Origin of the sequence: Pandoraea sp. XJJ-1, from assembly GCF_026802345.1 — a bacterium.
GTDB lineage: Bacteria > Pseudomonadota > Gammaproteobacteria > Burkholderiales > Burkholderiaceae > Pandoraea > Pandoraea cepalis.
In genome coordinates this window covers 3,073,191-3,099,652 of sequence record NZ_CP113827.1, presented here as the reverse complement: position 1 = coordinate 3,099,652, position 26,462 = coordinate 3,073,191, and the positions used below count along the sequence as shown (strand labels likewise).

Sequence of the window (26,462 nt, the reverse complement as noted above, 5' to 3'; positions counted from 1 at the left end):
CAGCCAATAACGCGACGAACTCCTATCCTTGAAGCGTCCTTTCGGACACATTCAAGGAGAACGACGATGCGAATGCTTCTCAACATACGAATACCTCACGAGCCATTCAACAGTTTTGTGCGCGATGGCTCCATCGGAGAATTAATAGAGAGGGTTCTCGCAGAGATGAAACCGGAAGCAGCCTACTTCACCGAGCAGAACGGTACACGCGGAGCAATCCTCGTCGTGAACCTTGAGGAGCCGTCGCAGATTCCAAAATTCGCGGAGCCATGGTTTCTTACGTTCAATGCCGACTGTGAGTTTCGCGTGGTGATGGTGGCAGATGACCTCAAGAAAGCTGGACTCGAAACGCTTGGCTCGAAGTGGAAATAGGGCGCGCGGCACGGCGTGCGAGCGAGGCTAACCGCTCCCATGCCGTGGTGTGCTAACCCGGGACAGGCACATCACGCTGCCGCACAGCAGGAGCGCCGTGAGTACTGCGTTCAAAAGAAGGCGCCGATAGTCGACGTTGCCATGCCGGCGGCGCGACTTCCCATAGAATGGAACGTCACCGTCCACAACGAGGCGCTACTGCAATGAGCACGTACCTGATCAAAAGCGAAGACATCGCCGGGATGGATGGCGTCACGAAAACGCATTTCCGGAACCCGAATGCAATACGTACCAACAAATCGCTGGGCGACGCGACCGGGCTTAGCGGGTTCGGATTCCACATTGTTGAAGTCGAGCCGGGCCGTGAAACGACGGAGTACCACCTCCATCATCACGAAGACGAGTGCGTCTATGTGTTGAGTGGAACGGCAACCGCCGTGATCGGGGATGAGGCATTCGCCATTGGCCCGGGGGATTTCATCGGTTACCGGAAGGGCGGTCTGGCGCATTCGATCCGAAATACCGGTTCCGAGACCTTGCGTTGCATCGTCGTCGGCGAGAGACTTCCCCACGATGTTTGCGACTATCCCCGCCAGAACAAACGGATGTTCCGCAATCCCGGTATCGGGATGCCCTCGAATCTCGTGGATCTTTCAGCGATTGAGGTGGTGGGCGGTAGCGTCGGCAAGAAATGACGCCGTCCGCCGGTCACCCCAGGTTGGAGACCGGCCGATGCGAGGGCGGCTAGCGCCCCGCATGCGCCGGAGAAACGCTACACAATACTCTGCATTGCCTTGGCGAACCGGGCCACCGCGCCGTCGATGTCGTGCAGTTTGTCCAGACCGAACAATCCGATACGGAAGGTCTTGAAGTCGTCGGGCTCGTCGCATCGCAGCGGCACGCCGGGGGCGATCTGCAAACCGGCATCGGCGAATTTCTTGCCGGATCGAATGCCGTCGTCATCGGTGTAGCTGACCACGACCCCCGGCGCCTGAAAACCTTCGGCCGCCACGCTCTTGAATCCGTGCTCCGTCAGGAGCGCGCGAATGCGCGCACCGAGTTCAAGCTGTTCCGCTTTCACTTTGTCGAAGCCGTACGCCTCGGTCTCTTTCATGACGTCGCGCAATGTCGCAAGACTGTCCGTGGGCATCGTGGCGTGATACGCGAATCCACCGTTCTCATAAGCTTCCATGATCTGCAGCCATTGCCGAAGATCGCAGGCGAAACTGGTGCTCGTGGTGGTGTCGATCCGTTCGCGGGCAAGCGCACTGAGCATGACCATGGCGCAGCAGGGCGGCGCACTCCACCCCTTTTGCGGGGCGCTGATCAGCACGTCGACGCCGCACGCCTGCATGTCGACCCAGACCGTGCCGGACGCGATGCAATCCAGGACCAACATACCGCCGACGGCATGAATCGCGTCGGACACCGCGCGCAAATAGGCATCGGGCAACATCATGCCGGAGGCAGTTTCGACATGCGGGGCAAAGACCAGATCCGGCTTGTGTTCCCGGATTGCCGCGACCACCTCGTCGATCGGGGCCGGTGCGTAGGCCGCTTGCCTTCCCGGTTCGACGGGACGCGCCTTCAAGACCGTCGATTCCGACGGTATGCCGCCCATGTCGAAAATCTGCGACCAGCGGAAGCTGAACCATCCGTTACGAATGACGAGGCACTTCTTGTTCGTTGCAAACTGCCGGGCCACGGCCTCCATGCCGAACGTCCCGCTTCCCGGGACGATGACCGCCGACTTCGCGTGATAGACGCTTTTCAGCGTATCGGAAATATCGCGCATCACGCCTTGAAAGCGCCGCGACATGTGATTGATGGAACGGTCGGTATACACGACCGAATATTCGAGGAGTCCCTCGCGGTCGACATCGGGAAGTAGTCCTGGCACGTCCGCCTCCGACAATAGACGAGTATGAAAATCAAGAACAGGGGCTCACAAAAGCCACCTGCAGGTGAGCGGGAAGCCGATTTGCGTCGCTTCAGCGGTATCAAATCATAAATGCGGCTCGCCCGGGGAACAGTTTCGTTCGTTATCTTCGCACGCGGGCGCCGGACCTGTCGGCCAGCGCCCGACGCGATGCAGTAAGATTTCCCGAAATCCGACGGCGGTCGCCTGGGCCCCTTGCCGACCCGGACATGCCGCTCCCCCTGGCGCTGGACTGGAGACAAGCCCATGACGACTGATCGACGCATCACGTTCTATCACGCCCCCAACACGCGCTCGTCAGGTGTTTTGGTGCTGCTCGACGAACTGCAGGCCGAGCACGATCTTCATCTGCTGCGTTTCGCCACCGGCGAGCAACGTGGCTCGGAGTATCTGGACGTCAATCCGATGGGCAAGGTGCCGGCCATCCGTCATGGCGATGCGATCGTCACCGAACAGGCGGCGGTCTACATGTATCTCGCCGAACTGTATCCAGAGAAAGGACTCGCGCCGATGCCGGGCGATCCGCGCCGCGGCGCCTATCTGCGCTGGATGGTGTTCTATGGTTCGTGTGTCGAGCCGGCGGTGGTCGACAAGTCGCTGGGGCGCGACGGCGCCGAGCGCTCGCGCTCGCCGTATGGCGACTACGATGCCGTTATGTGGACGCTGGAGCGGCATCTGGCGCAGAACGACGGTCCGTGGTGGTTGGGCGAGTCGTTCACGGCGGCCGATGCGTTGTGGGGCAACGCCATGCACTTCCTCACGCAATTCAAGCTCGTGCCGCCGACCCCGGCCGTGATGAGCTACGTGGAACGCTTTCGCGCCCGCGACTCGTTCGTGCGCGCGCAGCAGCGCGATGCCGAACTGGCGAAACAACTCGCGGCGTAATGACCGGCCGAACCGGGGGCGGGCAACCCGCCACCCCGCTCATCCGCATCACGCCATCACGCCATCACTCAGGCAACACGTCGATGCGTGGTTCGCACTCGATGGGGAAGTTGACCGAATTGGCGATGTAGCACTTCGCGTGGGCCTGATGATGCAGTTCGGCCGCCAGCGCGGCGTTACTGCCCGCGCGGATCGTTACGTGCGGGCGCAGCACGATCCGCGCGAAACGGCCTTCCTGTGCGGTGTCGATCATCGTGCCCAGGGCGTGGTCGGTGTATCGCTCGACGATCACACCCGCTTCGGCACACAGGTGCAGATACCAGAGCTTGTGGCAGGCGCTCGCGGACGCGACCAGCAGGTCCTCGGGATTCCAGCGCGCGGCGTCGCCACGAAAGGCGGGGTCGGCGGAGCCGGGGATCGTCGGTTTGCCATCGGCGCGAATGTCGTGATTGCGCCCGTACGCGCGGTAGCCCGACGTACCGCTGCCCTGATTGCCGGTCCACTCGACGTCGACCTGATATTGATGTTCGCCTGATGCCACGAAGTATCTCCCTGGTAGGCCAGCGTGAGTTACGCCAGCGGTTCTGTCGTCAGCGCCCGTGTAAGGCCATGCATCGGGCGGCGCATCGCAACGTCGAACGGGTTCGTCTGCGGGCCGATCAACTCGGCCTGACGCCGCAGCAATTCCACCACCATCGGCAGACGATCCTGCGACAGCCGGGCGGCGAGCGTGCCCACGCTCAGCGCGGCCACCGCGTGCCCGGTGCGGTCGAACACAGGAACCGCCACTCCGGCCATGCCGTCGAGCACGCCGCTGTTGCTGCCCGCATAGCCCAATTGACGCACACGCTCGATTTCGGTGCGCAAATAGACCTCGTCGAGCACCCCATACCCACGCAAACGCGGCACGTTAAAACGAATGATCTCTTCGCGCTCGGCCTCCGGCAGGAAGGCGAGAATCGCCAGACTCCCCTGGCCGACGCCCAGCGCCACGCGACCGCCGATGTCGCCGGTGAACGAGCGGATCGGGAAGGGCCCTTCGCACATATCGAGGCACACGGCATCGAAGCTGCTGCGCACCAGCAGGAAGATGGTGTCGCCGAGGCTCGCGCAAAGCCGCAGCAGCGACGGACGGCACAGCGTGCGCATGCCGCTCGGGTTGCCGGCCTGCGCCGCCATCGCGAAGAAGTCGATGCTGAGCCGGTAGAGCTTGGAGGTCTCGTCCTGTTCCACGACCTGCTCGGCGATGAGCGCATGCAGAATTCGGTGCACCGTCGCCTGACTGAGGCCCACGGCCTTGGCGAGGTGGGTCACACGCTCGCCCTCGGGCTTGGCGTCGCCCAATGCGCGGATGACGGCAAAGGTGCGTTGCAGAATGCCCGCGCCAGCCGCGTCCGACGACGGCGACGTCGGCGTGCGGGGTGAATCGATGGTGTTCATTACTGTCTCGAATATTCCGTCAAATGGAATACTAGCGTAAGCCAATACCTTTTGAAAACAGGTGCGATCCACCGAAGCTGTAAAGAACATCCAATATTCGCAGTAGGTTAGGGATTGTACCGAGGTGGTGACGCGAAATGAATTCATGTGTTCATTCGTCAAATATTCCGTCAAACAAAATAATCTGAATATTTATCTCATTTCACGGAATCGTTATCTTGCGGCGGGCAATTTGGCTCGCTACTGTTCGATGCAATTGCATTTCTTGCGGCGCGCAAGTGCCCGAAGGTCGTAACCATGTCTTTTCTGACTTTGACGGATGTTTCCAAGACGTTTGGCGAGCTGAACGCCGTCTCGAATGTCAACCTCTCGGTGGAGAAGGGCGAGTTCGTCTCGCTGCTTGGCCCCTCGGGCTGCGGCAAGACCACCACCTTGCAGATGATCGCGGGCTTTGTGGAAACCACCACCGGGCGCATTACCCTCGATGGGCGCGACATCACGCACATGCGTCCGAACAAGCGCGGCCTGGGCATTGTGTTCCAGAGCTACGCACTGTTCCCGCATATGACCGTGGCGGATAACGTCGGCTTCGGCCTGGAGATGCGCGGTATCGACAAGGCCGAGCGTCAGGCGCGCATTCGCGAGGCGCTGGCCCTCGTGCGCCTCGATGCGCTCGGTCATCGCTTCCCGCGCGAACTCTCCGGCGGTCAGCGCCAGCGCGTGGCAATCGCGCGCGCGGTCGTGATCGCGCCGCCCGTGCTGCTGCTCGACGAGCCCATGTCGAACCTCGACGCCAAGCTGCGCGAAGACATGCAGTTCGAGCTGCGCGCGATTCAGCGCAAGATCGGCACGACCACGATCATGGTCACGCACGATCAATCGGAAGCGCTGTCGATCAGCGACCGGGTCGTGGTGATGGAGGCCGGGCGCATCACCCAGGTCGACACGCCGTATCGTGCCTACGAGCGTCCGCAAACGCCGTTCGTCTCGAAGTTCATCGGCAAGGCCAACATGCTGGCCGGCCGTGTGGCGGCGCGCGACGACGAGCACCTGCATGTCGAGATAGGCGCGCAACTGACCCAGCGCGCGCGGCTGTCCGACCTCTCGCCGCGTGAGCGCGTGATGGCCGTGGGGGACGCAATCACGCTGTGTCTGCGTCCCGAAAAGGTTCGTCTGTGCGCACCCGCCGACGGCCGGATGGCGGCCACGGTCACGAGCCGCTTCTTCCTCGGCAGCCAATGGCTGTACCGCGTGGACAGTCCGCTGGGCGAAGTGCTCGTGTGTTGTCAGAACGAAGGCGGCGAGCCGCTCGCCGAAGGCGCGCCGGTCGGCCTTGACTGGCAGGCCGAGGCCGTGCGCTTCATTACGCCGAACGCGGGAGAGCACGCTCATGGCTGAGACATTGCAGGTGGCTAGCCCCGAGACGGCGCCGGCGACGCGTGCACCCTGGCATGCGTATCTGCCGATGTGGTTGATGAGCGCTCCGGCCATGCTGCTGTTCGTGGCGCTGGTGCTCATTCCGCTGCTCATGACGCTCGCGCTCACGTTCTATCAGTTCGATCCGTCGAGCGGCCCGATCGCGGCGTTCCAGTTCGGTAACTACGCCGAGGTACTGTCCGACGCGTACTTCCACACGATCTTTCTGCGCACGTTCGGCATCTCGCTCACCGTCACGGCGGTGTGCGCCGTGGTGGGCACGTTCGAAGCCTATGTGCTTTCGCGCATGGGCGACCCGTGGCGTTCGCTCTTCTTGCTGGTGATTCTCTCGCCGCTGCTCGTGTCGATCGTGGTGCGGGCGTTCGGCTGGAGCATGCTGCTTGGCTCGGGCGGCCTGATCAATCAGACGTTCGGCCTCCTGGGCATGGGCCCGTACAAGCTGGAATACACCCACTTCGCGATCATCGTCGCGCTGGTACATGTGATGCTGCCGTTCATGGTGATTCCTGTGTGGACGTCGCTGCAACGGCTCGACCCTCAGACCGAGAACGCCGCGCTGTCGCTGATGGCATCACCGGCCACGACGCTGCGCCGCATTGTGTTGCCGCAACTGGTGCCGGGCATTCTGTCGGGCAGTCTGATGGTGTTCGGCCTGTCGGCGAGTGCATTCGCGATTCCGAGCCTGCTGGGCGGACGCCGCCTCAAGGTCGCCGCGACCGCCGTATACGACCAGTTCCTGAGTTCGCTGAACTGGCCGCTGGGCGCGACCATCGCCGTGCTGCTGCTCGTAGCGAACCTGATCGTGATGCTGACGTATTACCGCCTGCTCGATCGCCGCTATTCGCGCAGCATGGGCTAAGGCCAGGACACGGTCTCCCGCAGAACAGAACCCACTCGCCATCATGCGTAAAAACAGCCCCCTGGCGCTCGCGTTCCATACGCTCGTCATTCTCTTCGTCCTCGCGCCGATGATCATCGTCGTGCTGGTCGCGTTCACGCCCGAGCAAACGCTCTCGCTGCCCACGCGCGGCGTGTCGCTGCGCTGGTTCCGCGCGATTCTCGACTACCCCGACTTCATCGCGTCGTTCTTCACTAGCCTGAAGCTGGCGTTCCTGTCGGCAACGCTCTCGCTGGCGATTGCGTTGCCCGCCGCCCTGGCCATCGGCCGCGCGCGCTTTCCGGGACGCAACTTCCTCAACGGTTTGCTGCTGTCGCCGCTGGTGATTCCGGGCCTCGTGCTCGGCATTGCGCTGCTGCGCTTCTTCGCCATGCTGGGCGTGAGCGGCTCGTTCGCGGCGCTGACCTTCGCGCACATGATCGTCGTGACGCCGTTCATCATGCGCCTCGTGCTGGCGTCGATCAGCGGACTCGACCGCAGTGTCGAGCATGCGGCAGCGTCGCTCGGCGCGGGCGCATGGACGACCTTCCGCCGTGTGACCATGCCGATGATCCTGCCGGGCATTACCGGCGGCTGGCTACTCGCCTTCATCAACAGCTTCGACGAGCTGACGATGTCGGTCTTCATCACCTCGCCGCAGACGGTCACGCTCCCCGTGCGCATGTACATGTATGCGACCGAGTCGATCGATCCGATGATGGCGTCCGTCTCCGCGCTTGTCATTGCAGTGACGCTGGGCGCGATGTTGCTGCTCGACCGTGTCTACGGCCTGAACCGCATCCTGATCGGTCAGCATTGAACGTGCGCTCCAAGAAGAATCTCATGTCTCACGCTTCCCATGCTTCCCGCGCGTCGCAAGACACCTGCGCGCCGGGACATCCGCAACTGGCGCGCCTGGTCGAGACGGCGCGCGCGCCCGTCACGTTTTATCTCGACGGCGCCCCGGTGCAGGCACTCGCTGGCGACACTCTGCTCACGGCCATCCTCATGCACCAGCGCCATGTCCGGATAAGTGAATTCGGCGGCGCACCGCGCGCGGGTTTTTGCCTGATCGGTGCATGCCAGGATTGCTGGGTGCGCTGCGAGACGGCGTCTGGCACCGGTGGCGATGCCCAACTGACGCGTCTGCGCGCCTGTTCGACACCGGTGCAAGCCGGCATGCGGATTCTCACGCGGGCGCCCGATGCCGACGAAGCGCACGGAGGCTCGCATGTTTGAGCACGCTGAGATCGTGATCGTCGGCGCCGGTCCTGCGGGCATTCGCGCTGCGCAGACGCTGGTGGCAGCGGGGCAGCGTCCGGTGGTGCTCGACGAAAACATGCGCTGGGGCGGACAGATCTACCGACAGCCGCCGGCCGGCGCGGGCTTCACACGGACCAAGCAGGCGCTGTACGGCTTCGAAGCGGCCAAGGCCGACGCCATCCACGGCGTCATGGCCGCGCTCTTGCTTCAGGTCGACTATCGACCCGCGACCCTCGTGTGGGCTTGTGATCCGGCGCGGCTCCATACGATCCACGACGGCCGGGAAAAACCCGTGCCGTTCACGCATTTGATCATTGCCAGCGGTGCGACCGATCGCGTCTTGCCGCTGCCGGGCTGGACGCTGCCGGGCGTGTACACGCTGGGCGGCGCGCAAGTCGCGCTCAAGGCACAGGGGTGTGCGATTGGCGAGCAGGTGGTGTTCGCGGGCACGGGGCCGTTGCTGTATCTCGTGGCCTACCAGTACGCGAAAGCGGGCGCGAACGTGGCCGCGGTGCTCGACACGAGCGCGTTTGCCGGTCAGGTCAAGGCCACGCCGCGGCTGCTGAATCAGCCCGCCACCCTCGCCAAGGGGCTCTATTACGTGGGATGGCTGCGCGCGCATGGGGTGCGCATCGAGCATGGCGTCACGCTCGACGGCATTGACGGCGCCGCCGGGGTGCGCGCGATTCGCTGGCGGCGCGACGGCCGCGAACACACGTTGGCGTGCAGCGCCGTGGGGCTGGGCTTCGGCCTGCGTCCCGAGACACAACTGGCCGATTTGGCCGGGTGCCGTTTCGTCTTCGACGACCTCAATCGTTGCTGGCTACCTGAGCGCGACGCCGCCGGTCGCAGTTCGCAACCCGGCATCTATGTGGCGGGAGACGGCGCGGGTATCGCCGGCGCCGACGCGGCGGAACTCGCCGGCCGTCGTGCGGCGCTGGCTTTGCTCGAGGATCTCGGCATCGCCGCTCCGGCAATGCCCGACGTGCCCGACGCCGACGCCATCGAACGCAAGCTCGCGAGCATTGGGCGCTTTCGTGTGGGGATCGAGCAGGCGTTTGCGGCGCCCGACGATCCGTCGGCGCGTTGGCCCGACGACATGATCGTGTGTCGATGCGAGGAAGTCGATGCGCGCACGCTGCGCGACTGCGTGCGGGAGGACGGTGTGACCGACATCAATCGGCTCAAGGCGCTCACGCGTGTCGGCATGGGGCGCTGCCAGGGCCGCATGTGCGGCGAGGCGGCCTGCCATCTGCTCGCGCGCGAGAGCGGCCAGACGCTGGCACAAGCGGGGCGTCTGCGGGCGCAGGCCCCGATCAAACCGATTCCGATCGCGCCGATGTTGTTCGATGAAAACGTTGCGGCCATTCCCGAGGAGGCGCGCGATGAGTGAGACCCTGCATTACGACGTTGTCGTCGCCGGTGGTGGGCTGGTCGGCGCCTCGGCGGCGCGTGCGCTGGCCGAGCGTGGTTTGCGTGTGGCGTTGTTCGAGCGGCGTTATTGCGGCGCGCAGGCCAGCGGCGTGAACTACGGCGGCGTACGCTGCCAGGGCCGCCCGGAAGAACAACTGCCGCTCGCCATGCGCGCGCGCAAGTTATGGGATCGCCTGCCCGAATTGATCGGGATCGACGGCGAATTCGTGCGCTCGGGACACTTGCGTCTCGCTCGTCGCGAGAGCGATCTCGAACCGCTCGACGCCTGGTCGGCCATGGCCAGCCGCTACGGTCTCGCCTCGACTGTGCTGCGTGGGGCGGCGTTTCGCGAGCGTTTTCCGTGGCTGGGCGACGGCGCCGTCGGCGGCTCGCTGTGTCTGAGCGACGGCCACGCGAACCCGCGTCTCGTATCGCCCGCGTTTGCGCGCGCCGCCCGCGCGCTCGGCGCGCACGTGCGCGAACGTACGCCGATTACCTCGGTGGCGCACGATGGCGTGCGCTTCCAGCTTGCGGCAAAGCCAGTCGACGGCGAGCCATTGCACCTGAGCGCCGACTGGCTGCTCAATACCTCCGGCGCGTGGGCGAATCACATCGCGGGCACGTTCGGCGAGCGGGTGCCGATGCATGCCATCTATCCGAACATGTGGGTCACCGAACCGCTGCCGAAGTTCATTGGCCATAACCTCGGCGTGTACGGCGGCGGCGTGTATGCGCGGCAAGTCGAGCGCGGCAACTGTGTGATCGGCGGCGGACGCGGCACCGGCGACGGCGAGTACGCCCAGCCGTCGGCCGATACCACGCGCGCCGTGATGCGCGAGGCCTGTGCATTGCTGCCGGCGCTGCGCCATGCGTTGCTCATTCGCACCTGGAGCGGCGTGGAGGGCGAGACGCCCGATAACAATCCGATCATCGGCATGAGTCGCACCACGCCGCATCTGGTGCATGCCTTCGGCTTCTCGGGGGGCGGCTTTCTGCTGGCCCCTGGCGTAGGCGAAGTGCTGGCGGATCTGGTCACGCACGGCGAGACGGCGACACCGATCGAGGCGTTTGCCGTCGACCGGTTCGCGCCGGTCGCGGCCGATGCGTGATCGGCAAATGCATCCCGTACGTCCCGAGTTCGTCACAACACTACCTTCCTCACACCCAGGAAACACAAGGAGAACCACGATGAAGCTATCCCGAAAGGTCGTCATGTGCGCTGCGGCGCTGGCATTGGGCGCGAGCAGCGCGGCCTGGTCGCAGTCCAAAACGTTGTACGTCGGCATGAATGGCGGCTCGATGGAAAAGGCCTATACGACGCAGGTCTTCCCCGAGTTCGAAAAGGCCAACAATGTGAAGGTCGTGGTGGTGCCGGGAACGTCGTCCGACGTGCTGGCCAAGCTGCTCGCGAATCGAAACAGCCCGCAGATGCACGTGGTGTTCCTGGACGATGGCGTGATGGCGCGCGCGATCAGCATGGGGGTGTGCCAGAAGCTCGACGATTCGCCCACGCTCAAGGAGCTGTATCCGTTCGCGCGCGTGAAGGACGACATGGCCGCTGGCGTGCAGCTGGGCATGACCGGTATCGGCTACAACACCAAGATCTTCAAGGAAAAGGGCTGGGCCGCGCCGACGTCGTGGAGCGATTTCGCCGATCCCAAGTACAAGGGCAAGGTGGTGTTCCAGTCGGCGTCGAGCAGCACGTTCGGCTTGCATGGTTTCCTGGCCCTGAACCGCATCTGGGGCGGTAGCGAGACCAACGTCGAGCCGGGCTTCAGCAAGTGGGCGACCACCGTGGGCCCGAATGTCGTCGAGTACATTCCGAATTCGGCCAAGCTCTCGGAAATGATCCAGACCGGCGAAGCCGCGATCTTCCCGCTGACGCCGACGGCCGTGAGCGAGCTGCAGGACAAGGGCATTCCGGTGGCGTACGTGGCCCCCAAGGAAGGTGCCGTGCAGTTGCTGGTCGACCTGTGTGTCGTGAAGAACAGCCCGGATAACGCCATGGCGCAGAAGCTCGCGCAATTCCTGCTCTCGGCCAAGGGGCAGACGCTTGCCGCCGCGGCGGGTGCGTACATCCCGACCAATCCGCACGCCACCGTGCCGCCCGCGATGCAGAAGCGTCTGGGCAAGATCGACGAACTGGTGAAGAACATCACGACCGTGGATTGGGACGCCATCAATCAGCGTCGCGCCCAGTGGGATCAGCGCTGGAACCGTCAGATCGAGCAGTAATCTCGATGCCATGCCCCTGGCGCATGTCCAGCATGCGCCGGGAAGACGGAAAACGCCGGGCCGCTCATGAAAGGCACCCCGAAAGTTGGATGGATGTCCGACGTTTGGGGGGGGGGCATCAGGGCGCCCGGCGTTTTTTGCTCGGGTGCCAGATGAGTCACATCGCGTCCGACTTGGCAGCGAGTGCGGCAAAGGCGCCGACAAGGTCGGCGTGCTCGGCGGGGATCATCAGGGCCTGCAGCGCGTGGGCGGGCTGGTCGAGCATCAGGTAGCCCAGGCTCCACGTCGGAAATGCGCCGGGCGTGTGCGGCGTGCCATCGAGCAACACCTGGATGTCGCGATGGTGACGCGATGCCTCGATGCGCTGGCGTGCATCGGCAAGCGGTTCGCTCGGTCCTTCGATGTATTGATAGAACATCGTGCCATCGTAGAGCAGCACGCCGGTGATGCCGTAGGTGGCGTTGAACCCGCGTGAGTTGACGATGATCTTGGCGAGCTCCCGCAGATCGAGATCGGGCAAGGCTCGGCTCAAGTACGCGTAACACTCGATCATGCTTCGTTGTCTCCGTCATACAGGCTGGGCGTCGGCGCGCGATATTGGCGTGGACGCTGCGTCAGCGCGCATTAGAATACCGCATGTGCGAAGCCTGAGACTCACGCGTCATGCCGATTAAATTTCTACGTGGATTCACCCAGCCGGTGCGCACCGATGCCGCGAACCGGCGTCTGGGCTGCTCGCTGGCTTTCGTGGCGGGCGGCGCCAACGCGGGCGGCTTTCTTGCCGTCGGTCAGTACACGTCGCACATGTCGGGCATTGTCGCCTCGCTCTCCGACAATCTGGCGCTCGGGCAGCTCGTGCTCGTGTTGGCCGGATTCAGCGCCTTGCTGGCGTTCCTGCTCGGTGCCGCAACCTCGTCCATCCTCATTCATTGGGGGCGGCGCCATCAGACGCACAGCGAATATGCGGTACCGCTCATGCTCGAAGCGTTGCTCCTGCTGGCGTTCGGCGTGATGGGGGCCAATCTTGAAAATCGGCGGCTGTTATACGTGCCGGGCACCGTCGGGTTGCTGTGTTACGTGATGGGGCTGCAGAATGCCATCATCACCAAGATCTCCCGGGCCGAGATTCGCACGACACACGTTACCGGTCTGGTCACGGACATCGGCATCGAACTGGGCAAAATGAGCTACTGGAATCGGCCCGGGGTGGCGCGTCATCTGCCGCGCGTGGCCGGGGACCATCAGAAGCTGCGTTTGCTGTGCGCGTTGCTGGGCATGTTCTTCCTGGGCGGGCTGGCCGGGGCGCTGGGTTTCAAGCACCTCGGCTTCGTCGCGACGGTTCCGCTCGCAGGGATACTGATCGTGCTGGCCATCGTGCCGCTGCTCGACGATCTCGCACGAAGCCCCCACTGAACCCTGCACCGACGAACCCTGACGCCAGTCAGCGCTCAGTCGGCCATGGCGGGAATGGCCCCGTCCTGGAAAAGCACGCGCGGTGCATCCATCGTGCCGTCTTCCTCGTCGACCAGCACTTCGTAGGCGGCAATGCCCGCGAAGCCGGAGGCCATCGATTGCGCGATGCGCACGGCGCCGAATTCGGTGCTCGCCTGGCGCAACTCGCCGGGCTGCAAGACGCCGTCTTTGTTCTTGCGATAGGGCACGACGATGAACTTGATGGATTTGGCGTCGCTCATGGTGTCACTCAAGATGAAATGGCATGATCGGAAATGTAGCATGAGTACTGTATAAAAATACAGTGTATTTTTGAAGTCATTCCAGCGCTCTTGGCCCTTGGGGGCGTGCATGCCTAGGCGGGCTGTCGTCGGCCCGGTCAGGTCCGGCGGGGCGGCCGAGTCCAAACAACATCCCGTAATGTCTACATAACTAGTAAATGGTCGTATCTTCGCGCGCGGCTTGATAGCCTGCGGGTCGAATCGCGAGTTGCGACCAAATGATGACAAGCATTGAGAGCGTTGAATGAATGCAGGCAATCTGATTTCGGCAAACCGGCTGCAAGACGGCCTGGTCGTTTGGCTGGACAAGCAGCATAACTGGGTCGATGACCTGGCGCAGGCACACGTGTTCGACGCGCAGGAACTCGAGCCGGCGCAAGCGGCTGCGAAAAGCGCGCTGGCCGCCAATCTGATCGTCGATCCCATGCCGCGCCCGGCGCAACTGAGCGACGCCGGCCCGGTGCCGGAAGATTTCCGGGAACAACTGCGCTCGCGCGGGCCGTCGGTGCGTGAAGATTTGGGCAAGCAGGCCGAGCAGGGCGGTGAGCCGGCGGCACTGGTGCATGCGCCGGCATTGACCGTTGCCCCGGAGCACGCCGGCATCTATCGCTACGACCCGTCCGAGCGCGAGTTCCTCAAGGACCGCGCCAACGAGTTCGGTCAGAAGGTGGCGCGACGCCTGTCCGGCGAACTCAGCGAAGACGATTTCAAGGTCTATCGCCTGATGAACGGTCTGTACCTGCAACTGCACGGCTACATGTTGCGCGTTGCGATTCCGTACGGAACGCTGAGCGGCATTCAGATGCGTCAGCTCGCCTATGTGGCGACCCGCTACGACAAGGGCTACGGCCACTTCACCACGCGCCAGAACCTTCAGTTCAACTGGCCGACGCTCTCCGACTCGCCCGAAATCCTGTCGGCGTTGGCCGACGTGGACCTGCACGCCATCCAGACGAGCGGCAACTGCATTCGCAACGTGACGACCGACCAGTTCGCCGGCGCCGCGAAGGACGAAGTCCTCGACCCGCGCGTGTATGCCGAGATCTTGCGTCAATGGTCGACCGACCATCCGGAATTCACCTATCTGCCGCGCAAGTTCAAGATCGCGATCACGGGTGGCCAGGCCGACCGTGCCGCCGTGCGCTTTCACGACATTGGCATTCTGGCGCGTACCAACGATCGTGGCGAAGTGGGATTCCAGATCTACGCGGGCGGTGGCTTGGGACGCACGCCGATCGTTGGCACGCTCGTGCGCGAGTGGTTGCCCGAAGCAGATCTGCTGCGTTTCGTCGAGGCGATCCTGCGGGTGTACAACGCGCTGGGTCGACGTGACAACATCTATAAGGCGCGCATCAAGATCCTCATCAAGGAAATGCAGCCCGCGAAGTTCATCGAGATGATCGAGGAAGAGTTCGCGCGCATTGCGCTCACGCATCGGCCGTTGGGCGATGCCGTCGTCGAGGGGATTCGCGAGCGTTTCATCGTGCCCGAGTTCGAGACGCTGCCGAGCGAGTCGACGGCGTTTGCGCAATCGTACGAGCGCGATATCGCGTTCCGTCACTGGGTCGATACCTGCACGCACGAGCACAAGGTGCCCGGCTATATCAGTGCGGTCGTCTCGCTCAAGCCGGCCGGCGGTATTCCGGGTGACGCCAGTGCGCAGGAGATGCTGGTGCTGGCCGATCTGGCGGAGCAATATTCGTTCAACGAGCTGCGCGTCACGCACGAACAGAATCTGGTGTTGCCGCACGTCAAGCGTGACGAACTGCATGCGCTGTGGTCGCGCCTGAAGGCGGCCGGTCTGGCGACGGCCAACATCGGCCTGATTTCGGATGCGATCGCTTGCCCGGGCCTGGATTACTGCGCGCTCGCCAATGCGCGTTCGGTACCGGTGGCGCAACGCATTGCGCTGCGATTCTCCGAGGCGCAGCAACGCGATATCGGGCCGGTGACGCTCAATGTATCCGGCTGCATCAACGCCTGCGCGCATCACCACGTCGCGCACATCGGTATTCTCGGTGTCGACAAGGCGGGCAAGGAGAACTATCAGATCACGCTGGGCGGCTCGGCCGACGAGAATGCCGCGGTCGGCAAGATTCTCGGCCCGGGCGTCAGCTATGAGGACGTGCCGCAGGTGATCGAGAACATTCTCGGACGATATCTCTCGTTGCGAAACGAGGGCGAGCGCTTCATCGATACGCTCGGACGCGTTGGGGCAGAAGAATTCAAGGGAGCTTTGAATGTTGATTGATCGAAACGGACTGCCGGCGGCAGACGTCTGGACTTATCACGGCGCCGACGCGTCGGCCACGGCGGCGCTGCCGGGCAACAAGGACGTGTTGCCGCTCGACGCCTGGCTTGCCGCGAACGAGAAGGGCGTGGCGCCGGCCGGTGTGCGCGTGCAGGGGCACGACGATGCGGCACGTATTGCGCCGCTGTTGCCGCAACTCGACCTGATCGTGATCGAATTCCCGAAGACGCGCGACGGGCGGGGATTCACGCTGGCGAAGCTGCTGCGGGACAAGTGGCAATTCGAAGGGGCGATTCGCGCGGCGGGTCCGTTGCTGCCGGATCAACTGGCGATGTTGTGGGCGTGCGGCTTCGATAGCCTGCTGTCGCCGTCGGACGTGCCCACGGCACGCTGGCATGAGGCCGCCCAGGCGGCAGTGGGTCGCGCCTCGCGTCCCCGCACGCTGCTCGAGCGTCTGTCGGCCTGAGGACCACGCTCTGAAGTTCCTGCGGCCGGCACCGTCCGGCCGCGGTCCTTGATGGCGGGCGTGCGCCGCCGTCGGACACCGCAAAATTCACCCCTGCGTAGAACTCCTACGAGACACGCCAAGTCAGATATCGGGCGTCGTCGACTGTCCGGGTGTGCTACACCATCATCGGGTGTCCAAACGACAAAACCCGCACAGTCAATGACTGTGCGGGTTTTAATCTGGTCGGGGCGAGAGGATTTGAACCTCCGACCACCTGCACCCCATGCAGGGCAAGAAATGCACTATTACGCTTGCAAATCATACGCTTGCCATTAATCCATCTAATAAAATGCTCAACTTTTGCGCACGAGCGCACGGGCTTGTCCGAGAAGTTGCGGTCAATTATTAGATGCTTTTTCGGCATCCGGGAGGGCGATTCTGACAGACGAAGTGGGAATGTCTCGGGCTTTGATGTAGCCCTCGGTCGTCGATCGATCGGTGTGGGCACCAGCAATTTGCAGCTCGTCGATTTTGTATCCTGATCGCTTTGCATCAGTCATGGCCTTGGCGCGAATGTCCTTGATCGTGTAAGGCTTGCTCCCCAAGCCAGCGCGCTCCATGGCCCCTTCCCATGCATCCCGGCATGACTGATCCGACTTGGCGTTACCTCGCCGGTCGCGAATAACGTAGGTGACACTCGCGGGTTCCAGTTTTCGAGCTCGTTTGAGAACGGCATCGATCTCGGGAGTGATCGGCCAGTCGACAGCTAGGCCGCTTGAGTCCTCGGTCTTGCTCGGCAGAAAGTGAATCACCCCAGCCTTCTCGTCCACCTGCTGCCACGTCAGTGACCGTATTTCGGTCGAGCGCTGGAGCGTCAGGTAACAGAGGTCGACGAAGCATTGCATCATGTCGCCCGTCGGCGTCTTTGCTTCCACGCCGGTAATGCGATGTCGCTTGCCGATGAGCAGGGCGCTACGAATCGCCAGAAAGTCTGCGTGGGGGATATAGACAGTGCGCACCTTGGGTTTCTTCACGGTGATCTCGCGGCAAGGATTGATGGAAACCAGTCGGCGCGGCGCAATGCACCATGAGAAGAACTTCTGAATCCACGCCTTCATTGCTCGCTGTGCCGGGAGCTTCTCTCCCCAATTGTCGGCCAACCAGTCCGCCAGGGTGGCCGCGTCGAGCATGTCAACATCCCAGTCTCGGAACGCGGTCTTGAACACCTCGCCGCGCCGGACCCATTCATTGCGGTATGTCTCTGCGTAGTCCCGTTTGAACCGATCCATGTAGGCATCGACGTGCTTTGGTAGGTTACCGGCGCCTGCGTTGACATCTTCCTTGCGCTTCTCTTCCGCAACGCGTTCGAGCATGCGCGTTTCGCCTTCATCTATGCGGCAAAGCTTGATCCACTTTCCGTCAGGTCGGTACCAGTGGAAGCTTCCGAATTTCTTATACACGCGGGTCGGAAGGCCGTGCCCGGTGGTACGTCGCTTGGCGTTCATGCTGCTTTCCTGATCGGATGAATAGCGGGGCGAGTCGTGGCGGCGCTACCCGGCAGCACTCCTGCCTTCTTGGCCTGCAGGGCCTCAAAGGTAGCCCACGTCATGATCACGTGACCGTTGCTTCGCCGAGTGACCTCTACCCCCAATTCCTTTTTAAACCATGCCGCCTGCGCTGAGCAGCGCTTCTTTCCTGTGATCTGGACCAGATCGTCGTCACTGATCAATCGGCTGTCCATCTTCAACTCCCAATCTTTCGCGGTCACCCGCAGAATCTCTTTCAGTGCTTCGGCTGTGGCCGAGTGGGTGGTCATGCTTCGAAAATCCTTGCTCGTCGGTACTGTGCCCAAACGTCACGCCGTCTACGGTCGGCTTCCATGGCAGTGATCGGTTCGATGGGTGGCCTCGTTTGCATGTGATGAACCGGGCAGTAATCCACCGATTCTGTCCATCCACCAGATCCGCCGAAGAACCGGTTTGTGTGCTGGTATCGCTTGCAGGCATTGCACAGAGGCGCATCGCAGGTGTACGGAGACGGGTATGAACCGTCTACCCGCCCCGTGAAAGGCTGCCCATTCTTCGCATGCCCAGCGATAGGCCACCCGAGGTGGAAGTCGCAGAGCCATTCAGCGTGGCCCCCACAGACGACGCATTCGTTTGCGCTCACGGAAACACCCGGCAGTCGCCCAGAATGATCTCGTTCTGTCTCATGAGCGGTCCTTTGCGGTTGGCGTGAGCATGTCATCCATGAGGCGTCCGCAAAGCTCGATGACTTCGAGAATGTCTTCCGCATACGCCGCGCTCTGAATTTCCGCTACGCGTTGGGCTGCCTCGCCATAAAGATGCCCAAGCAGAGCTTGACGCGCCTGCATGTCGACCCGGTCATGATGACTGGACTTGGCGACGGTTCTAACCTCTAACATGCACTGCGTCACAAACAGGTAGACGTCATCACCACGAAACATGTGGTCAGGCGGCTGCTGAACATCGAACACCAACTTTATGGTGGGCATGACTGCATAGCGAGTTTTGGTGCGTTCAGTGCGCACCGCGTCTAGGAACTTGTTCACGATTTCCGCTCCTCATCAATACTCACCCACAAAGTGCCATCCGGGCCGCACAGGGATTCATTCATTCGAACCTCCCCGCCCCTGAGCGTTGCATCGCCAGTCACCTTATCGAGCGCTTTAGGGTGAGCGCAGAAACCGTACATACCTGTCAGGCGATCGAGCCCCCGCGGCTCGATATAGTGCTTGCAGTCCTTGCAGTAGCGAACGCTCACGATTTCCGCTCCTCCGCTGCCTGAGCGGCATCAAGCGCATACGCGCGGAAGTCTTCGCTGCCGGTCTCGATGTGTTCGAGGTTTCCGATGCTGTTGGTTTTGAACTTCCCCATCGGCAGAAACACGCGCTTGAACTGGCCGTGCCACTGTCCCATGCCGGTGAGCGTGCCGTCGCGGTAAAACTTTGGGCCGCAAGCACTGCATAGGTGTTTGCCTTCGAGGTCGAGATTTCCAAGGCTCGCATCCCAGCGGAACCACTGGGTCGGTGTCTTCGGCTGCATGCCGAGCGCCGTGTTCTCGCAGCACCCGCAATGTTCACATTGATAGAGGCTCATTTCGCATCTCCCTTCGCCTGATTGGCGGCAATGGCGGCGGCCATTCGGCGGGTATGCTCCTTCTTGCGCGCCTGATCTACGGCGTAAATGTCGCGGCCGAACAGTGCATACGGGCCGTCCTCGGTGTCACTGACGGACAGCAATTGCCATCCATCACCTTCCGGAACGGTCGGCGTCCAGTAGTGGCAATCAGATTCGCCGGCGTCGCCATAGCGGTCATACGCGTCGGAATTGTCCGCTTCCATCGATACGAACTGCGTTTCGATGCCAAGGGTGGCAAGTAGCCATTCGTAGTTCACATCCTCGTCCGCACGGGGCATTGCCGGATGGTTGTACCAGCCTTCGGCATCGCGAGTCACCGGGCGACCATCGAACAGTTTGTCGCGCAGACCTTCGAGGTTTGCTGCCTCCCCGCCATCCGCCGACAGCGCGGCGCGGCGTTTGAGTTCTTCGATTGCTTCGAGAGCGGCGTCCACGCCTCCGGCATCTTCTTCCGGTAGGTCAAGAGCAAGGTGGACGGCAGCAATGTCGGCGCAGGCGCTGTCTAGCGCGTGGCGCTCAGAAAGCTCAAGGGGTTCATCCCCGCCATCCGCCGACAGCGCGGCGCGGCCTGCTTTCCATGCGGTAAACATGTTGTGGCGGTATTTGGTAAATCCAATCTCTCCGAACCATTTATTAAATGCCATTCTTTCGTTATCGCCTACGTTCGCAGGCACGCCATATACGGCAATGATGGCGCGGGCCATATCAGCAAACGTAGAGATGTAACTTTGCGGGTGCAGCGTCACCGGGTGATCTGGCTCGGCAGCTTCCCATGCCTCGCGCAGCAGATTTCCAACCGCGTTGATGTCGCCCACCTTCGCGGGAGACGAGAGGGCGGCTTGCTGCTCCTTATGCGCCCCAAGACATGGGTCAAGCTCATCGTCTCGGCAGCTACATCCGATGCAGTAACCATACTTGTCCAGGTTCTTAGTAATGCCAGCGCCCACCTGCGGCGCATCTGCGGTACCCATCGGCATCTGCTTGATGGTGTCAGACCACTTGCCGAGGAACGACTGCGGCGCATCTGCGGCGCGCTCGGGGTGCAGGCGCTTGCGCAAGTGATCTGCTGCTTCATCCGGCGTCGTCGGCCAGTCTCTCCCATTGCACAGCCCGACCATTGCGTTGCGCCATGCGTCGCGCTCCATGATCGCGCGCAGGTGCGAATCGTCGCTATCGCGCTCGCCGCCATTCACGGGCGCACTGTAATTCTCGGCCGAAACGTTGCGAAGTTCGATATCTTTCGACCAGCCGTTTGCCACCATATCGAGATAGACGGTATGCGCATCCCAAGCAATGGGGGCGCTCACGCGTCGCCGCCACTTGTTAAACGCGTATACGTCCCACAAGCCCTGCGTGCCGCCATTCACGGGCGCGGCGTAGTCACGACAGGCCCGCGCTATTTCATTGCACGTTTCTTCGCAGCATTTGCCCGACGCGTGTTCATCGCGATACAGTTCAGCAAATCGTGCGCACCGTTCCGCAACCGGCTCAGAGGCATTCACGGGCGCGGGGTAGAGCTTGTCTCCAACTTTGATTCCAGTGGCGCGCACGATCTCAGCAATCGGCTTAGTTCCGACCCAACGCAACTCGTAATCGCTGCATACCTCGGCCACCGCCTCTTGCCCTGCGCCCGGTGCGGCTGGCGTGGGGGCGGCGGCACTGTACGCGATCTGCCACGTGTACCAATCCACGTTCAGAGCCTTGGCGCGCGCCTCATCAAAGTCTTGGCGCATCCGCACATCAAACGTCACGGTCTTGTGGTCAGGCATTGTTTTGTTCCTCGATCGGCTTGGCCATGTTGTCGTCGACCCACTTGCGCATGTGATGCCAGCGTGCGCGCGCCATCAGTTCGGGGTCGATGTTCACGCGCACGGTGATCATCCGGCGATCACAACGGCGCAGTGGGCCGCAAACTTCGACTTCGACCCAGTCCCAGGGATAGAGGGCTTCGTCGTTCTCGTAGACAATCTCGCGGGCCATCGCCGGCGCGATGTTGAATGCCTCCGCAACTGCATCCGGGTCTTCTGGGTCGAGCGGCTCCATATTCAAGCCACGGGCATGGCCCAAAACGCCCAGCGTGCAGAACTCGCCATCGGCATTTACGAGCGAGTCAGCCGCTAGCACCTTATCGGGCATCGCGTCCATCGCCATAGCCAGTTCACGCAGGGCTTGTTGCCCACGTCTTCCGCGGATTGCAGATGCCACGCGGCCACGCCACAGTCCGAAGCCTTCGCAATCGTCGCTGTATCCGCTTCTGCTCATGCTTCCACCTCATTCGGATTGACGCGCGGCACGCGGGCGTTCTCGGGCCAGTAGTCGGTCCATTCGATTTCAGCGACATGACGAGCGCCTTTAACGGTTGCGCGTATGCCAGCCACTTCTGCGGTGTGCTCGATGGGGTCGCAGAACCTGCTCCACCAGTGACCATTCCACCAACCCCACATCTGACCTTGGCAGAATGCCCCTTCGAAGGTTCGAGCGTTCCACCACCCCACATGCGGAGGCGTTCCCTTGTGCCAGGTGCGAGGCTTGAGCGTCTCCACCACAGACTTCGGCGCAGGCTCGGTATTCAGCCCTTCGGGGCGGGGTTCGTAGGGGCTCATGCTTTACTCCGATAAGCTTTCGTGAGGGCGGCGCTGACTGCATGGCCGCGCAAGCGTGCGATGTTTGCAATCTCTGCCCGGTGCTTATGACTGGCCGGCGACTGGCGCAGCAGGCCAAAAAAGCTATTCGTGGCCTGGTAGACGTCTTCTGCCGGTATTTCGATGAGACGCGCCGCTGCTTGGCGCCGCGTACGCGGGCGGATGGTCCGATTCCACGGCTTGAGGAAGTGGCCGACAAAGTCGATTCCACGATCTACTGGCTGAAGAATCGTCTTGGTGGGGTTCAGATGGGCATGCAGGCGTTCGGGCAGAAACGCGTTGATGCGGCCATGCGCCTCGTTTAGCCACTGTGGTGACTCATGCAGAAGTACGAAATCGTCGACGTACCGGACATACCTCGGCGCGCGGATCTGGTGCTTCACGAACTGGTCGAGGGCATCGAGGTAGACGTTCGCGAAGAACTGGCTCGACAGATTGCCGATCGGTAGTCCGAGGTGCGCCGGCTGCTCCGTCAGGCGCTTATGCTTCGGCACTTTGGCGAGTAGATCTGGCTCGCAGCGCATGTCCACGTTCTCGCGTGGGTCATGCCACAGAACCATCTTCGTGAGTACCCGCCACCACTTCGACGGAATCTTCGCCATCAACTGCTTGTGTAAGACTCGCTTGTCGATGCTCACGAAGAAGTTGGCGAGGTCGCATTTCAGGTAGAAAGCTGGTTTCGACCAGTTCTGCGTGCAACTGCGCACCTGGCTCTCCAGCCGCTTCGCCGCATACAGGGTGCCCCGACTTGGAATGCAGGCACAGGAGTCCGGTACAAACGAGGCGTAGAAAGGCGGCGAGATACGGTTGTAGAGCAGGTGATGGACGATCCGGTCCCGGAAGTCTGCCGCCCATACTTCGCGCGGCTTTGGCCTCGTGATTACAAAGCAGATCGACTGGCCGGGGCGATACGAACCGTCCATCAATTCGTCGTACAGCACCCGTAGGTTGCGTTCGAGATTCACTTCGAACGCCAGGGCATTGCCAGAGTTGCGTTTCGTGCGCCTGCAGTCGAAATATGCTGCGACAAGCTCGGCGAACGTGAATCCATCGTTCTCTACTGCGTCCCAATCTGCGGACGGCCACCGCGCGCAACTCGTTGTTCTGGTTGTTGTAGTTCTGGTTACCATTGTTGAAGTTCTGATACCAGGCGAAGCCGTAGAAGTCGCACTATCCACGTCGCCCAGCCGAAGGCATGCCGATCAGCCGGGAAACTGCGCCAGACCAGACACGGCTGATGCCGTCGGTATCTGTTATGCGCCTGTCGGTGCCCTCGTGAGGCAGCGGCGCGACCAGATTGAAAATAGCGCGCAGTCGCGTGGGCCGTGACCTTAGCGAAGCGGGCGCTTTGCGGAACTGCTTTTCCAGCCGTTGGCTTGTTTGCCGATGCTGGTTGTCTGCTCGACGGCACTAGCGTATGCCGGGCGGGATATGAGCCTTTTGTCCATGCCGAGACGCAACAGCAACTCGATCACCTGGAGCCGCTCCAACAGTTCGGTCAGGTGAGGCGATTTGTCCGTTGCCACATTTGCCCTGAACACCAGCACCATGATCTCGATGCACTCCGCGCTAATCTTCTCGCCGATGGAGCGCTTGAAGTCACGCGGCATGTTCTTGACCAAATCAGTGACCTTATCGAGCAACGTGTAGGCCGCCCGATAAATGGGGAGTTGTGTGTGCTGGGCCACGGATCAAATGGTCAAATGACTGAAGGAATAAATCTGCGGACGGCCACCGCGCGAAACTCGTTGCTCTGGCTGCCGGAGCTCTGGCCACCACTGAGGAGGTACTGACACCAGGCGAAGCCGTCATCGCGCTCTTCGCCAGACCAATACCAGTTCGCCGAGAATTCGCTTTTCAGATTCGCGTAGAGCAACGCCTGTTCCGTGCGTGTCGGCAACTCGCCGCCCTGTTGAGCAGCCCAATCGCGAGCCGCGGCGAAGTTCACCTCGACGGCCTCGCCAGGCAACTTGATCAGGTAGTGGCTCGGGGTTCCGTCTTCATTGAGCACAATTCCGGCGAAGCGCTCTCCGACCGCGAGTGGGATCGCTGCGTCATGGATACGAATCTCGGTACCGTTCGCCTGTTCCTTGAATTGCTCGATCAACTGACCGAGTTCGGTGTGCTTGGCCTCAATTGCCTCAAGCGTGATAGTCATTGCGATGCTCCGTTGAAATGGGTGAATGACTTAATTTTTGAATCTGCGGACGGCCACCGCGCGCAACTCGTAGTCCTGGAAGTCGCAGTACTGGTCACCACCGGTGAAGTGCTGACACCAGGCGAAGCCGTCATCGCGCTCTTCGCCAGACCAATACCAGTTCGCCGAGAATTCGCTTTTCAGATTCGCGTAGAGCAACGCCTGTTCCGTGCGTGTCGGCAACTCGCCGCCCTGTTGAGCAGCCCAATCGCGAGCCGCGGCGAAGTTCACCTCGACGGCCTCGCCAGGCAACTTGATCAGGTAGTGGCTCGGGGTTCCGTCTTCATTGAGCACAATTCCGGCGAAGCGCTCTCCGACCGCGAGTGGGATCGCTGCGTCATGGATACGAATCTCGGTACCGTTCGCCTGTTCCTTGAATTGCTCGATCAACTGACCGAGTTCGGTGTGCTTGGCCTCAATTGCCTCAAGCGTGATAGTCATTGCGATGCTCCGTTGAAATGGGTGAATGACTTAATTTTTGAATCTGCGGACGGCCACCGCGCGCAACTCGTAGTCCTGGAAGTCGCAGTACTGGTCACCACCGGTGAAGTGCTGACACCAGGCGAAGCCGTCACCAGCATCCTCGTTGCTCCAGTACGCGCGTTGCTCGAAGCGCTCCGGCATCTTGGCAAAGGCGATGGCTTGCTCGGGGCGCGTCATCAGGTCGGCGCCGAGTTCTTTCGCCCAGTCGAGTTGCGACTGCCACGTTCCGATCTTGTTGTTGATTGCGACGATCACCGTATGTTCGACGTCACCGTTTGCATCGACGATGCCGCAAAGGTAGGTTTCGCCGTCATTGAGCGGCGGGATTGCGACCTGAGTCATGGATTGCTCCTAAAGGGAAGTTCGGCGATTGAATGGCAGCCGAGAGCCGGAAGAAAAGACGGGCTCTGTACTCGCAGCCCAAAACCACGGGGAAATCATCCCGGCTGTTCGCCATCGCGTGGACAGCTACGGCCGCCGGGCGCCTCGGAAATCAGGCTGTCTGCGTCTCGAGAGCTTTGCGCAGGTATGGGTCTACGTCCGGTTGGCGCAATAGCCACGCGCGGTAGTCGTAGGGGATGTCCTTGATCGGCGTGCCCGCGTGTTTGCCGAAGGGCATGCGGGTCGGGATGCGTGCACGTTCGGAGAACTGATAAACGTCTTCCCATGTCTTCATGTCTTCGCCGCAATGCTCGATGATCGAGAACAGAACGCGAGCGCAGAGATAGCAGTCGGCCAGTGCGTTGTGCGCGTCACGAAGTTCAAGGCGCACTGATTCAAGATCGGTCGACAGCATGTAACTCAAAGCACCAAGCGTGTGCGAATCTGCTTCCGACCACAGAAAACGTGCCATCGCGAGGGTACAAATTCGCTTGACGTTGAGCGAGCCAGTCACCTTCCAGTCGAAGTCGACGTTGTGCCCAATCATGTACTTGATGTCGTTCGGCAAACGGAATTCGGTATTTGGCGGCGATCCAACCAGATCGGACGGCAAGATGTGATGAACGGCCATCGCGCCGAAGGTGATCGACTGGTCAGTGCTGTATCGCTGAAGGAAGACGTCTCTCGGTGCGTGCACGGCAACGTCATCGCTCATTGCCAGCCAGCCCGCCTCGATCAAGTGAGGATCGTTGGCGCTCGTGGTTTCGGTGTCGAAGATATAGGCCGACATCACTTGATCTCCAGGCGCGTCTTCTGTTCGAGATGGGCGCCGGGGACGGCGTGGCCTGCCTTCAAAGCTTCTTTCAGCTTCTCTTTGTCGAGGGCGGGAGGCGGCGGTTCGGGGGTCTTCAGAAACGATGGGGGAACCTGCTTTTCATCGTCGATTACCAGTGACTGCGGGTTCTTGCGGATCGAGAGTACGAAGTAGGGCGACTCGATCTTCTGGAGCTTTGCGTGCTCCATGTTCGCCTTCAGGTATTCTTTGACGTGCTCGCTCTTCTTGCGAATGCCCTTTGCCCGCTCAATCATTAACTTGGCCTGCTCTTCGATGGCCGCAGCGCTCGATTCGAGGTTGCGCGCGAACATGGCGACGTTGACCGACTTCGTTTCGATGTCCCCGCTGATCGATTCCAGCGTGTCGTTAAAGGTTTGCTCGTCGAGCCCAAGTTGTTCAAGTTGGTCGATTTGGGCGCGGTACTCGCCGGCGATGGCGAAAAGGCTGAGACTCATATCTGATTTCTCCCT

The 26,462-nt window shown here is 61.8% G+C and carries 33 protein-coding genes; 13 read left to right on the top strand and 20 right to left on the bottom strand.

Translation table 11 applies throughout. The features are described 5' to 3' along the window. Positions 1-66 precede the first annotated feature (66 nt). Both OYT13_RS14150 and OYT13_RS14145 read left to right on the top strand, forming a co-directional pair. A complete protein-coding gene (locus OYT13_RS14150; protein ID WP_268566452.1) occupies positions 67-372 on the top strand; it encodes a panthothenate synthetase in 306 nt (101 codons plus the stop codon). Between the two features lie 203 nt (positions 373-575). After that, positions 576-1,067: a cupin domain-containing protein gene (locus OYT13_RS14145; protein ID WP_017233341.1), complete on the top strand. Its 492-nt coding sequence runs from the start codon at positions 576-578 to the stop codon at positions 1,065-1,067. Between the two features lie 77 nt (positions 1,068-1,144). Here the strand turns inward: OYT13_RS14145 and OYT13_RS14140 are convergent, their stop codons facing one another. Beyond that, positions 1,145-2,272: an aminotransferase class V-fold PLP-dependent enzyme gene (locus OYT13_RS14140; RefSeq protein ID WP_026131832.1), complete on the bottom strand. Its 1,128-nt coding sequence runs from the start codon at positions 2,270-2,272 to the stop codon at positions 1,145-1,147. A 285-nt stretch (positions 2,273-2,557) separates the two neighbouring features. Between OYT13_RS14140 and OYT13_RS14135 the strand changes: the two genes are divergently transcribed. Further along, on the top strand, positions 2,558-3,196 hold the full coding sequence (locus OYT13_RS14135; protein ID WP_017233343.1) for a glutathione S-transferase family protein: 639 nt from the start codon (positions 2,558-2,560) through the stop codon (positions 3,194-3,196). A 64-nt stretch (positions 3,197-3,260) separates the two neighbouring features. Here the strand turns inward: OYT13_RS14135 and OYT13_RS14130 are convergent, their stop codons facing one another. Together OYT13_RS14130 and OYT13_RS14125 are read right to left on the bottom strand one after the other, a co-directional pair. Continuing rightward, on the bottom strand, positions 3,261-3,737 hold the full coding sequence (locus OYT13_RS14130; protein ID WP_268566451.1) for an OsmC family protein: 477 nt from the start codon (positions 3,735-3,737) through the stop codon (positions 3,261-3,263). 29 nt (positions 3,738-3,766) lie between these two features. Next, positions 3,767-4,636, bottom strand: a complete 870-nt coding sequence (locus tag OYT13_RS14125) for an IclR family transcriptional regulator (protein WP_017233345.1) — start codon at positions 4,634-4,636, stop codon at positions 3,767-3,769. 297 nt (positions 4,637-4,933) lie between these two features. Between OYT13_RS14125 and OYT13_RS14120 the strand changes: the two genes are divergently transcribed. The 7 genes from OYT13_RS14120 to OYT13_RS14090 all read left to right on the top strand — a co-directional run bounded on the left by OYT13_RS14120 (position 4,934) and on the right by OYT13_RS14090 (position 11,861). Beyond that, the gene (locus OYT13_RS14120; RefSeq protein ID WP_017233346.1) at positions 4,934-6,034 is read left to right on the top strand and encodes an ABC transporter ATP-binding protein; all 1,101 of its coding nucleotides are present in this window, start codon (positions 4,934-4,936) and stop codon (positions 6,032-6,034) included. Next, positions 6,027-6,932, top strand: coding sequence for an ABC transporter permease (locus OYT13_RS14115; protein WP_017233347.1), 906 nt, complete (start codon positions 6,027-6,029; stop codon positions 6,930-6,932). The genes OYT13_RS14120 and OYT13_RS14115 overlap by 8 nt, the downstream gene beginning before the upstream one ends. A gap of 43 nt (positions 6,933-6,975) precedes the next feature. Beyond that, positions 6,976-7,770, top strand: a complete 795-nt coding sequence (locus OYT13_RS14110) for an ABC transporter permease (protein WP_017233348.1) — start codon at positions 6,976-6,978, stop codon at positions 7,768-7,770. A gap of 23 nt (positions 7,771-7,793) precedes the next feature. Further along, a complete protein-coding gene (locus tag OYT13_RS14105; protein ID WP_017233349.1) occupies positions 7,794-8,189 on the top strand; it encodes a (2Fe-2S)-binding protein in 396 nt (131 codons plus the stop codon). Then, positions 8,182-9,606 carry an FAD/NAD(P)-dependent oxidoreductase gene (locus tag OYT13_RS14100; RefSeq protein WP_017233350.1) on the top strand — a complete coding sequence of 475 codons (1,425 nt, stop codon included), beginning with the start codon at positions 8,182-8,184 and terminating at the stop codon, positions 9,604-9,606. The genes OYT13_RS14105 and OYT13_RS14100 overlap by 8 nt, the downstream gene beginning before the upstream one ends. Beyond that, positions 9,599-10,735 carry an NAD(P)/FAD-dependent oxidoreductase gene (locus OYT13_RS14095; protein ID WP_017233351.1) on the top strand — a complete coding sequence of 379 codons (1,137 nt, stop codon included), beginning with the start codon at positions 9,599-9,601 and terminating at the stop codon, positions 10,733-10,735. Before OYT13_RS14100 ends, OYT13_RS14095 begins: the two co-directional genes overlap by 8 nt. A 79-nt stretch (positions 10,736-10,814) precedes the next feature. Continuing rightward, the gene (locus OYT13_RS14090; RefSeq protein ID WP_026131833.1) at positions 10,815-11,861 is read left to right on the top strand and encodes an ABC transporter substrate-binding protein; all 1,047 of its coding nucleotides are present in this window, start codon (positions 10,815-10,817) and stop codon (positions 11,859-11,861) included. 157 nt (positions 11,862-12,018) lie between these two features. On the opposite strand, the gene OYT13_RS14085 is transcribed toward OYT13_RS14090, so the two are convergent. Next, positions 12,019-12,414 carry a BLUF domain-containing protein gene (locus OYT13_RS14085; RefSeq protein WP_268566450.1) on the bottom strand — a complete coding sequence of 132 codons (396 nt, stop codon included), beginning with the start codon at positions 12,412-12,414 and terminating at the stop codon, positions 12,019-12,021. A gap of 110 nt (positions 12,415-12,524) precedes the next feature. On the opposite strand from OYT13_RS14085, the gene OYT13_RS14080 reads away from it, so the two are divergent. Continuing rightward, positions 12,525-13,274, top strand: coding sequence for a YoaK family protein (locus OYT13_RS14080; RefSeq protein WP_017233354.1), 750 nt, complete (start codon positions 12,525-12,527; stop codon positions 13,272-13,274). A 35-nt stretch (positions 13,275-13,309) separates the two neighbouring features. Here the strand turns inward: OYT13_RS14080 and OYT13_RS14075 are convergent, their stop codons facing one another. Further along, entirely contained in the window at positions 13,310-13,555 is a 246-nt protein-coding gene (locus OYT13_RS14075; protein WP_017233355.1) for a hypothetical protein, read from the bottom strand. Between the two features lie 283 nt (positions 13,556-13,838). On the opposite strand from OYT13_RS14075, the gene OYT13_RS14070 reads away from it, so the two are divergent. Both OYT13_RS14070 and OYT13_RS14065 read left to right on the top strand, forming a co-directional pair. Beyond that, positions 13,839-15,845 carry a DUF2849 domain-containing protein gene (locus OYT13_RS14070; protein WP_017233356.1) on the top strand — a complete coding sequence of 669 codons (2,007 nt, stop codon included), beginning with the start codon at positions 13,839-13,841 and terminating at the stop codon, positions 15,843-15,845. Further along, a complete protein-coding gene (locus OYT13_RS14065) occupies positions 15,835-16,311 on the top strand; it encodes a DUF934 domain-containing protein (protein ID WP_017233357.1) in 477 nt (158 codons plus the stop codon). Before OYT13_RS14070 ends, OYT13_RS14065 begins: the two co-directional genes overlap by 11 nt. A gap of 380 nt (positions 16,312-16,691) precedes the next feature. Here the strand turns inward: OYT13_RS14065 and OYT13_RS14060 are convergent, their stop codons facing one another. The 15 genes from OYT13_RS14060 to OYT13_RS13990 form a co-directional block, all read right to left on the bottom strand. Further along, positions 16,692-17,798, bottom strand: a complete 1,107-nt coding sequence (locus OYT13_RS14060; RefSeq protein ID WP_268566449.1) for a tyrosine-type recombinase/integrase — start codon at positions 17,796-17,798, stop codon at positions 16,692-16,694. Further along, the gene (locus OYT13_RS14055) at positions 17,795-18,109 is read right to left on the bottom strand and encodes a DUF4224 domain-containing protein (protein ID WP_268566448.1); all 315 of its coding nucleotides are present in this window, start codon (positions 18,107-18,109) and stop codon (positions 17,795-17,797) included. Before OYT13_RS14055 ends, OYT13_RS14060 begins: the two co-directional genes overlap by 4 nt. A 393-nt stretch (positions 18,110-18,502) precedes the next feature. Then, complete coding sequence (locus OYT13_RS14050) at positions 18,503-18,865, bottom strand: hypothetical protein (RefSeq protein WP_268566447.1); 363 nt, start codon at positions 18,863-18,865, stop codon at positions 18,503-18,505. Next, entirely contained in the window at positions 18,862-19,077 is a 216-nt protein-coding gene (locus tag OYT13_RS14045; RefSeq protein WP_268566446.1) for a hypothetical protein, read from the bottom strand. Before OYT13_RS14045 ends, OYT13_RS14050 begins: the two co-directional genes overlap by 4 nt. After that, positions 19,074-19,412 carry a hypothetical protein gene (locus OYT13_RS14040; RefSeq protein WP_268566445.1) on the bottom strand — a complete coding sequence of 113 codons (339 nt, stop codon included), beginning with the start codon at positions 19,410-19,412 and terminating at the stop codon, positions 19,074-19,076. Before OYT13_RS14040 ends, OYT13_RS14045 begins: the two co-directional genes overlap by 4 nt. After that, positions 19,409-21,223: a hypothetical protein gene (locus OYT13_RS14035; protein WP_268566444.1), complete on the bottom strand. Its 1,815-nt coding sequence runs from the start codon at positions 21,221-21,223 to the stop codon at positions 19,409-19,411. Before OYT13_RS14035 ends, OYT13_RS14040 begins: the two co-directional genes overlap by 4 nt. Then, entirely contained in the window at positions 21,216-21,599 is a 384-nt protein-coding gene (locus OYT13_RS14030; protein WP_268566443.1) for a hypothetical protein, read from the bottom strand. The genes OYT13_RS14035 and OYT13_RS14030 overlap by 8 nt, the downstream gene beginning before the upstream one ends. 113 nt (positions 21,600-21,712) lie before the next feature. Next, positions 21,713-22,057: a hypothetical protein gene (locus tag OYT13_RS14025; RefSeq protein ID WP_268566442.1), complete on the bottom strand. Its 345-nt coding sequence runs from the start codon at positions 22,055-22,057 to the stop codon at positions 21,713-21,715. Next, the gene (locus tag OYT13_RS14020) at positions 22,054-23,061 is read right to left on the bottom strand and encodes an RNA-directed DNA polymerase (RefSeq protein WP_268566441.1); all 1,008 of its coding nucleotides are present in this window, start codon (positions 23,059-23,061) and stop codon (positions 22,054-22,056) included. Before OYT13_RS14020 ends, OYT13_RS14025 begins: the two co-directional genes overlap by 4 nt. A gap of 366 nt (positions 23,062-23,427) precedes the next feature. Beyond that, complete coding sequence (locus OYT13_RS14015; protein ID WP_268566440.1) at positions 23,428-23,784, bottom strand: four helix bundle protein; 357 nt, start codon at positions 23,782-23,784, stop codon at positions 23,428-23,430. 11 nt (positions 23,785-23,795) lie between these two features. Then, positions 23,796-24,254 (bottom strand): DUF1566 domain-containing protein, encoded by a 459-nt coding sequence (locus tag OYT13_RS14010; RefSeq protein WP_268566439.1) that lies wholly within the window; start codon positions 24,252-24,254, stop codon positions 23,796-23,798. 30 nt (positions 24,255-24,284) lie between these two features. Further along, positions 24,285-24,734, bottom strand: coding sequence for a DUF1566 domain-containing protein (locus OYT13_RS14005; protein WP_268566438.1), 450 nt, complete (start codon positions 24,732-24,734; stop codon positions 24,285-24,287). A 30-nt stretch (positions 24,735-24,764) separates the two neighbouring features. Next, a complete protein-coding gene (locus tag OYT13_RS14000; RefSeq protein ID WP_268566437.1) occupies positions 24,765-25,118 on the bottom strand; it encodes a DUF1566 domain-containing protein in 354 nt (117 codons plus the stop codon). A 151-nt stretch (positions 25,119-25,269) separates the two neighbouring features. Continuing rightward, the gene (locus OYT13_RS13995; RefSeq protein WP_268566436.1) at positions 25,270-25,947 is read right to left on the bottom strand and encodes a putative quorum-sensing-regulated virulence factor; all 678 of its coding nucleotides are present in this window, start codon (positions 25,945-25,947) and stop codon (positions 25,270-25,272) included. Continuing rightward, positions 25,947-26,447 (bottom strand): siphovirus Gp157 family protein, encoded by a 501-nt coding sequence (locus OYT13_RS13990; RefSeq protein ID WP_268566435.1) that lies wholly within the window; start codon positions 26,445-26,447, stop codon positions 25,947-25,949. Before OYT13_RS13990 ends, OYT13_RS13995 begins: the two co-directional genes overlap by 1 nt. Positions 26,448-26,462 lie beyond the last annotated feature (15 nt).

Excerpts from the sequence above, each read along its gene's own strand:
- OYT13_RS14035 (WP_268566444.1), bottom strand. The coding sequence starts at position 21,223 with ATGCCTGACCACAAGACCGTGACGTTTGATGTGCGGATGCGCCAAGAC.
- OYT13_RS14025 (WP_268566442.1), bottom strand. The coding sequence starts at position 22,057 with ATGAGCCCCTACGAACCCCGCCCCGAAGGGCTGAATACCGAGCCTGCG.
- OYT13_RS14125 (WP_017233345.1), bottom strand. The coding sequence starts at position 4,636 with ATGAACACCATCGATTCACCCCGCACGCCGACGTCGCCGTCGTCGGAC.
- OYT13_RS14090 (WP_026131833.1), top strand. The coding sequence starts at position 10,815 with ATGAAGCTATCCCGAAAGGTCGTCATGTGCGCTGCGGCGCTGGCATTG.
- OYT13_RS14115 (WP_017233347.1), top strand. The coding sequence starts at position 6,027 with ATGGCTGAGACATTGCAGGTGGCTAGCCCCGAGACGGCGCCGGCGACG.
- OYT13_RS14010 (WP_268566439.1), bottom strand. The coding sequence starts at position 24,254 with ATGACTATCACGCTTGAGGCAATTGAGGCCAAGCACACCGAACTCGGT.
- OYT13_RS14000 (WP_268566437.1), bottom strand. The coding sequence starts at position 25,118 with ATGACTCAGGTCGCAATCCCGCCGCTCAATGACGGCGAAACCTACCTT.
- OYT13_RS14075 (WP_017233355.1), bottom strand. The coding sequence starts at position 13,555 with ATGAGCGACGCCAAATCCATCAAGTTCATCGTCGTGCCCTATCGCAAG.
- OYT13_RS14055 (WP_268566448.1), bottom strand. The coding sequence starts at position 18,109 with ATGACCACCCACTCGGCCACAGCCGAAGCACTGAAAGAGATTCTGCGG.
- OYT13_RS14135 (WP_017233343.1), top strand. The coding sequence starts at position 2,558 with ATGACGACTGATCGACGCATCACGTTCTATCACGCCCCCAACACGCGC.
- OYT13_RS14085 (WP_268566450.1), bottom strand. The coding sequence starts at position 12,414 with ATGATCGAGTGTTACGCGTACTTGAGCCGAGCCTTGCCCGATCTCGAT.
- OYT13_RS14095 (WP_017233351.1), top strand. The coding sequence starts at position 9,599 with ATGAGTGAGACCCTGCATTACGACGTTGTCGTCGCCGGTGGTGGGCTG.
- OYT13_RS14060 (WP_268566449.1), bottom strand. The coding sequence starts at position 17,798 with ATGAACGCCAAGCGACGTACCACCGGGCACGGCCTTCCGACCCGCGTG.
- OYT13_RS14145 (WP_017233341.1), top strand. The coding sequence starts at position 576 with ATGAGCACGTACCTGATCAAAAGCGAAGACATCGCCGGGATGGATGGC.
- OYT13_RS13990 (WP_268566435.1), bottom strand. The coding sequence starts at position 26,447 with ATGAGTCTCAGCCTTTTCGCCATCGCCGGCGAGTACCGCGCCCAAATC.
- OYT13_RS14080 (WP_017233354.1), top strand. The coding sequence starts at position 12,525 with ATGCCGATTAAATTTCTACGTGGATTCACCCAGCCGGTGCGCACCGAT.
- OYT13_RS14065 (WP_017233357.1), top strand. The coding sequence starts at position 15,835 with ATGTTGATTGATCGAAACGGACTGCCGGCGGCAGACGTCTGGACTTAT.
- OYT13_RS14030 (WP_268566443.1), bottom strand. The coding sequence starts at position 21,599 with ATGGACGCGATGCCCGATAAGGTGCTAGCGGCTGACTCGCTCGTAAAT.
- OYT13_RS14110 (WP_017233348.1), top strand. The coding sequence starts at position 6,976 with ATGCGTAAAAACAGCCCCCTGGCGCTCGCGTTCCATACGCTCGTCATT.
- OYT13_RS14005 (WP_268566438.1), bottom strand. The coding sequence starts at position 24,734 with ATGACTATCACGCTTGAGGCAATTGAGGCCAAGCACACCGAACTCGGT.
- OYT13_RS14100 (WP_017233350.1), top strand. The coding sequence starts at position 8,182 with ATGTTTGAGCACGCTGAGATCGTGATCGTCGGCGCCGGTCCTGCGGGC.
- OYT13_RS13995 (WP_268566436.1), bottom strand. The coding sequence starts at position 25,947 with ATGTCGGCCTATATCTTCGACACCGAAACCACGAGCGCCAACGATCCT.
- OYT13_RS14070 (WP_017233356.1), top strand. The coding sequence starts at position 13,839 with ATGAATGCAGGCAATCTGATTTCGGCAAACCGGCTGCAAGACGGCCTG.
- OYT13_RS14120 (WP_017233346.1), top strand. The coding sequence starts at position 4,934 with ATGTCTTTTCTGACTTTGACGGATGTTTCCAAGACGTTTGGCGAGCTG.
- OYT13_RS14150 (WP_268566452.1), top strand. The coding sequence starts at position 67 with ATGCGAATGCTTCTCAACATACGAATACCTCACGAGCCATTCAACAGT.
- OYT13_RS14105 (WP_017233349.1), top strand. The coding sequence starts at position 7,794 with ATGTCTCACGCTTCCCATGCTTCCCGCGCGTCGCAAGACACCTGCGCG.
- OYT13_RS14040 (WP_268566445.1), bottom strand. The coding sequence starts at position 19,412 with ATGAGCCTCTATCAATGTGAACATTGCGGGTGCTGCGAGAACACGGCG.